The 5875-nt window shown below is 43.9% G+C and carries 7 protein-coding genes; 5 read left to right on the top strand and 2 right to left on the bottom strand.

The features are described from left to right. The 4 genes from AACQ17_RS05355 to AACQ17_RS05370 form a co-directional block, all read left to right on the top strand. Window positions 1–395: ABC transporter permease subunit (locus AACQ17_RS05355; RefSeq protein ID WP_141201446.1), on the top strand; the 395-nt coding region annotated here is incomplete at its 5' end. Then, window positions 382–1269 carry an ABC transporter permease subunit gene (locus AACQ17_RS05360; protein ID WP_013857042.1) on the top strand — a complete coding sequence of 296 codons (888 nt, stop codon included), beginning with the start codon at window positions 382–384 and terminating at the stop codon, window positions 1267–1269. The genes AACQ17_RS05355 and AACQ17_RS05360, both read left to right, overlap by 14 nt. Further along, a complete protein-coding gene (locus AACQ17_RS05365; protein ID WP_010320232.1) occupies window positions 1269–2264 on the top strand; it encodes a peptide ABC transporter ATP-binding protein in 996 nt (331 codons plus the stop codon). The genes AACQ17_RS05360 and AACQ17_RS05365 overlap by 1 nt, the downstream gene beginning before the upstream one ends. Next, complete coding sequence (locus tag AACQ17_RS05370; protein ID WP_013857043.1) at window positions 2261–3049, top strand: peptide ABC transporter ATP-binding protein; 789 nt, start codon at window positions 2261–2263, stop codon at window positions 3047–3049. Before AACQ17_RS05365 ends, AACQ17_RS05370 begins: the two co-directional genes overlap by 4 nt. Before the next feature lie 303 nt (window positions 3050–3352). On the opposite strand, the gene AACQ17_RS05375 is transcribed toward AACQ17_RS05370, so the two are convergent. Beyond that, window positions 3353–4138, bottom strand: a complete 786-nt coding sequence (locus AACQ17_RS05375; protein WP_017043971.1) for an AraC family transcriptional regulator — start codon at window positions 4136–4138, stop codon at window positions 3353–3355. Window positions 4139–4234: 96 nt separating this feature from the next. On the opposite strand from AACQ17_RS05375, the gene AACQ17_RS05380 reads away from it, so the two are divergent. Beyond that, window positions 4235–5353 carry a multidrug effflux MFS transporter gene (locus AACQ17_RS05380; protein ID WP_094147621.1) on the top strand — a complete coding sequence of 373 codons (1119 nt, stop codon included), beginning with the start codon at window positions 4235–4237 and terminating at the stop codon, window positions 5351–5353. Window positions 5354–5438: 85 nt separating this feature from the next. Here the strand turns inward: AACQ17_RS05380 and AACQ17_RS05385 are convergent, their stop codons facing one another. Continuing rightward, window positions 5439–5831 (bottom strand): DUF2750 domain-containing protein, encoded by a 393-nt coding sequence (locus tag AACQ17_RS05385; RefSeq protein WP_010320150.1) that lies wholly within the window; start codon window positions 5829–5831, stop codon window positions 5439–5441. Window positions 5832–5875: the final 44 nt, after the last annotated feature.

Here is a 5875-nt window from a genome sequence, read left to right on the forward strand (position 1 = left end):
CTCTAGCACCGACGACACAAGTGGTGAGCCTGATGCGTTCTTCGGTAGCCGATGTAATGGCTCAAAACTATATACGCGCCGCTCGAATTAAGGGTTTAAGTGATTACGAAATTGTCACCGAGCATGTGCTGAGAAATGCAATTCCACCTATTATTCCTAAATTCGGGGTTCAGTTATCGAGTATGTTAACGCTAGCAATTATTACTGAATCCATCTTCAACTGGCCGGGAATCGGCCGTTGGCTGCTCGATGCCTTATCTAACCAAGATTATGTCTCCATTCAAGCCGGCGTGATCGTAGTTGGTACGCTCGTTCTCACAGCAAACATTCTGTCTGATTTGATTGGCGCTATGGTTAACCCGCTGGTAAGAAAGGAATGGTATGCTAACAAATAACATTTATCAGGAAGAGCATATTCCAACTCAGTTTGAGCGGTTTTGGCGCAGCTATCGCAATAACAGTTTGGCGATGTTTGGCTTGTGGTGCTTAGGACTCATTGTGTTGATTACCCTCACCTCTCCTTGGATAGCCCCTCATGATCCGCAGTTGCAAACGAGCAACCTATTAATACCGCCTTCTTGGGATCCTGCGGGTACTGTCGAATTTTTCTTAGGTACCGACGATTTAGGCCGAGATATCTTGTCACGGTTGATTGATGGTACCCAATACACCTTCGCTGCCGCTATTTTAATCACCGCTATCGCGGCTGTGATCGGCTGTTTTATCGGCATTATGGCAGGCATGACCAAAGGATTATTGTCCAGTACATTGAACCACTTACTCGACACGGTCATGTCGATTCCATCGTTGCTGCTTGCCATTATTTTTGTGGCACTGCTCGGTTTTGGCGAGTTCAATATTTTGCTTGCGATTGGTTTGGCACTCATCCCTCGCTTTGTTCGTTCGGTGTATATTGCCGTACACAACGAAGTAGAAAAAGACTATATCCTCGCCGCACGTTTAGATGGTGCCAATGACTTTTATCTGTTGTGGAACTCCATTTTACCCAATGTCCTTGCTGTCATCGCCAACGAAATAACACTCGCGTTATCCATTGCCATCTTAGACATCACCGCTTTGGGCTTTCTTGGTTTGGGTGCTCAAGCACCAAGCACCGAATGGGGCACCATCTTAGGTGATTCAGTTGAGCTGATTTACCTCGCACCGTGGACAGTCACTCTCCCCGGTTTAGCGATTATGTTTACGGTGATCATCATCAATTTAGTCGGTGAAGGTGTACGACAAGCTCTGAATGCAGGGGTGGAATAATGCCATTATTAGATATTCGCCATCTCACCATCGAAATTGATACGCCACAAGGCATGGTAAAAGCAGTCGATCGCATGAGCTTAACCATGAACGAAGGCGAAATTCGCGGGTTGGTGGGAGAATCCGGATCAGGAAAAAGCTTGGTGGCTAAAGCCATCGTAGGAATATGCAAAGATAATTGGACCATCACCGCCGACCGCATGCGCTTAGGTAACATTGATCTACTTCAGCTGACGCCGCGCGAACGCCGGCGAGTGATTGCCCGCGACATCGCGATGATTTTTCAAGAACCGTCAACCTGCTTAGACCCTTCAGATGAAGTGGGAAAACAGTTGATTGAATCTATCCCATCGCGCACATTTGAAGGCAAATGGTGGCAGCGTTTTACATGGCGTAAAAAACAAGCCATTGCCCTTTTACATAAAGTAGGAATCAAAGAGCACGCTCGCATCATGAGTAGCTACCCCTATGAGCTAACTGATGGTGAATGCCAAAAGGTAATGATTGCGATGGCTATCGCAACCAAACCAAAAATTTTGATTGCTGATGAACCAACGAACGATTTGGACCCCATTACCCAATCACAGATATTGCGCCTGCTAAGCCGGATGAATCAGGTCAATAACACCACGATTCTATTGATTGGCCACGACTTAACCACCATTACCCAATGGGCTAACCGTATTACAGTGATGTACTGCGGTCAGTCTGTTGAGTCAGCCGATACCCAGAAAATATTGAGTGAACCCAAACACCCTTATACGGCTGCACTACTGAAAGCGATGCCTGATTTTAGTGATTGGATCCCGCATAAAGAAAAATTGCAATCCTTACCGGGTTCCATTCCACCCTTGCAACATTTACCGATTGGTTGCAGATTGGGGCCTCGCTGCCCCTATGCTCAGCGCCAATGCGTTGAAATACCGTATCCACAACGTATTAAAAATCATAAGTTTGCCTGTCATTTCCCTCTCAATATGGAGCAACAGTCATGAGTGCATCATTATTAGAAGTGAACGGGTTAACTAAAGATTTCATTACTCGTTCAGGTCTGTTTCGCAAGAAAATTCAGCATGCGGTCAAACCGGTCAGCTTTACGTTAGAAGCTGGACAAACCATTGGTTTTATTGGCCAAAATGGTTCTGGTAAATCGACATTGGCACGAATGCTTGCAGGGATGGTTGAACCCTCTGCTGGCGAGATACGCGTTAATGGAGAGTTATTGGAACACAAGGATTACTCCACGCGCTGTAAGCTGATTCGAATGATTTTTCAAGATCCGAACACATCGCTGAACCCAAGAATTCAAATTGGTCGTATTCTAGAAGGGCCGCTCAAAAGAAACACCAATATGCCACCTGAAGCTCGCATGAAGCGCGTGAAAGATACGCTATTGCGCGTTGGGTTATTGCCAGAGCACGCCTACTTCTACCCGCAAATGCTCGCCACCGGGCAAAAACAGCGGATTTGCTTGGCACGAGCACTGATTCTACAACCGTCGATCATTGTGGCTGATGAAGCATTAAACGGGTTAGACATGGCAATGCGATCACAGATGATTAACTTGTTTCTAGAACTGCAAGAAGAGATGGGTGTCTCGTTTGTGTATGTATCTCAACACCTTGGTATTGTAAAACACATTACAGACAAAATTATGGTGATGCACGAAGGCGAAGTAGTCGAATCGGGTGACACACAAGAAGTATTGTCTAATCCAACTCATCCCATCACTCAAAGAATGATTGAGAGCCACTTCAACAAAGCGCCCAGCTTTAAATAGCCGCTCTGTATTTAATATCAGAAGACAATATCGTCGATATTGTACTGTTCCTCCCCCTTTTAGGGGGAGGTTAGGAGGGGGTGTACAGGGTTCAGTAACTAAAAAGCACCCCACCCTAACCCTCCCCTAAAAGGGGAGGGAATTAGTTTCGTTAGTGTTGAGAGTATTTCATTTATGATGATAGATGCGGGTTGCTAAAATAGTTTTACCCTAAACCTTCTTGAGGAAATTGAGTTCCCATTTCAGTAAATCACTATTTGGCTTGTCTTTTCGTAATACCAATAACCTGACTACTTGATTAGTTTAATTCAATCTACTTCTACTGCTTTTCATAAAACTGAGAGGTGTTTGTCCTGTTTGTTTCTTAAAAAAAGCAATAAACGCACTATCAGAAGAAAAGCCTAGCAAATGAGAGACCTCGCTAACTTGTATTTCTTTAGACAGCAACTCAATCGCCTTTAACAAGCGCCATTGCTGCCTCCAGTCTTGATAGGACATTCCTGTTTCTGCTTTGAATAGCCTTGTGATCGTTTTGGTACTTGCACCTATAGAATGTGCGATGGTGGTAAGAGGCGGCACCAAAAAAGATTCTTGCATCACTTGTTGGCAGAATTTTTTAAACCGACGATCTAACGGTAAGGGTAATTGGAAAGAATGACGTTTAGCCGCATAAAATTCCTCCCAAAAAAGAGCCGTCGTTTTTTGCATTTCATTTTCAGGTTTATCCCATGCCCACAATGCCATCTTATCAATGAGTGCCTTTAGCAAAGCATCAACTTCTATCATAATCATGTTATTTGGACATTCAAAAACTGCACAATCGAAGTATAGCGATCGATAAGCTACCACGTTCGTCATCATCGCTCGATGTTGGATGTATGGTGGAATCCAAACTGCTTTTGTCGGTGGTAAAATACAGATTGAGTTATCTAAAGCAAAGCTGATGCATCCTTGAGGCGCATAGAGAAGTTGGCCTTTTTTATGTTGATGCATTCCCGAGTCGTGTTTACCGATGTCGGCTGCTATCCCTACAACGCAAGCTGTTAATTTATCAGCATCGAATTGGGTTTGTTCATCAATAATCGCCATTTGTCCGAATCTTGTTGTTTCTGGTATTAATGTTGTTAATAGATAAAGAATAGCCTCATTTATACTGTGCGCCAAGTTCATTGATGAGGACACAAGATGAATACAAAACCTTCTTTATGGCTGATGGTTGTCATGTTGATGTTTCCGCAAATCGTGGAAACCATTTACAGCCCTGCTTTAGGTTCTATTGCCCAATCATTTTCGGTAAACGACGCCCAAGCAGCTCAAACGCTGTCCGTTTATTTTTTAGCTTTTGCTATTGGTGTTCTTGTTTGGGGAATACTGGCAGACAAATTTGGCAGACGCCCAACCATGATTATTGGCCTATTTATATACGGCTGCGCTTCTTTGGTGGCTATGCAAACTGAAAGCTTTAGCATCATCATGGTCGCACGCGCATTTAGCGCATTGGGAATCGCTGTTGGTTCAGTTGTGACACAGACCATGCTTCGCGATGCGTTCAGTGGCGAAGAGTTAGGCAAGGTCTTTAGCCTAATGGGAATGGGGATATCAATTAGCCCTGTGTTAGGAATGCTACTAGGTGGTCAGCTAACGTCTATTGGTGGTCATCATTGTGTGTTCTTGGCGCTATTTGTTATGGCGATAATGCTATTTTTGTACAACCTGATTAAGCTTCCTGAAACTCAAAAAGAAAGTCAGTCTCTACAACTAGGTAGCTTAAGTCTTCGAATGTTGAAAGATTCGCACATCTGGTTTTCGGCTTTATTGGTTGCGCTATACAACATTGCACTGTTCTCTTATTACCAGCTTGGCGCTTTTACTTTTGAAGCGTTAGGTTTTAGCTCTGCCCAATTTGGTTACAGTGGGGTTGTATTAGGGCTTGGGACGTTACTAGGCAGTTACTTAAACAAAACTCTACTTTCGAAACAAGTGTCGCAACGTTCTCTTTTATGGGTATCCGCTATGCTGTTAACTATTGGTGCTATCGGGGTTTATGCCATGCAGGGCTCTATTTGGTTTTTAGCACCAATGATGTTAGTGGTGATGTCTTTTGGTATTGCGATCCCAAATGTGCTGAGTGTCGCTTTGGTTGACTATAAACAACAATCGGGTAGTGCTGGTGCTCTATTTGGACTTCTGTATTACTTATTGATTGGTGGCGGATTAGCTCTAGTTGGCGAGGTTCAAAACTTAGGTATTGTGCTTATCGTATGTAGTGCAGCCACGGTATTGGTCACAACATCACGCAAGTAATAAGTTACTGATATTTAATTGCAAATCTTTCCCGCACTGTTACTAATTTAGCTAGAAAAAGAGCTTCTATCAGAAGCTCTTTGAGTTAGCGAGTTTTACTGGCTTGCTTTTTCAATTCAAAATCGAACTCGTCGGGAAATAACACAACGCCTTCTTCATTCTCATTGGGGAACACTACCACCGACAGTTCATCTTCTTCTAGGCCCGAAGTCCAACGGCTGTGCCATTTGTTCAAAGAGATCGCTTCCGCTTCACACGCTTGCCACTCGCCTGTTGCCCATGCCTTGGCAAACTCTTGGTTAGGCCACACAGGAACACAATCATCTTCTTCTGTGTTGAGCATGACACAACCGTGCTCATCTTTTAGTATCCAAACTTCACGGTTTGCAACAATGGCTTTAATGCAGTATTTAAAACGTTCTTCTTCATTATAGCGATTGATTGTTTCTATCTGTTCTGTGGTTAATGCGTCTGCCATAGCCCGGCTCATGCGAAAGTTGGGGAATATAAAAACGCCTACAG

It is taken from the genome of Vibrio sp. V10_P2A27P122 (assembly GCF_963874335.1).
In the GTDB taxonomy this organism is placed as follows: Bacteria; Pseudomonadota; Gammaproteobacteria; order Enterobacterales; family Vibrionaceae; genus Vibrio; species Vibrio anguillarum.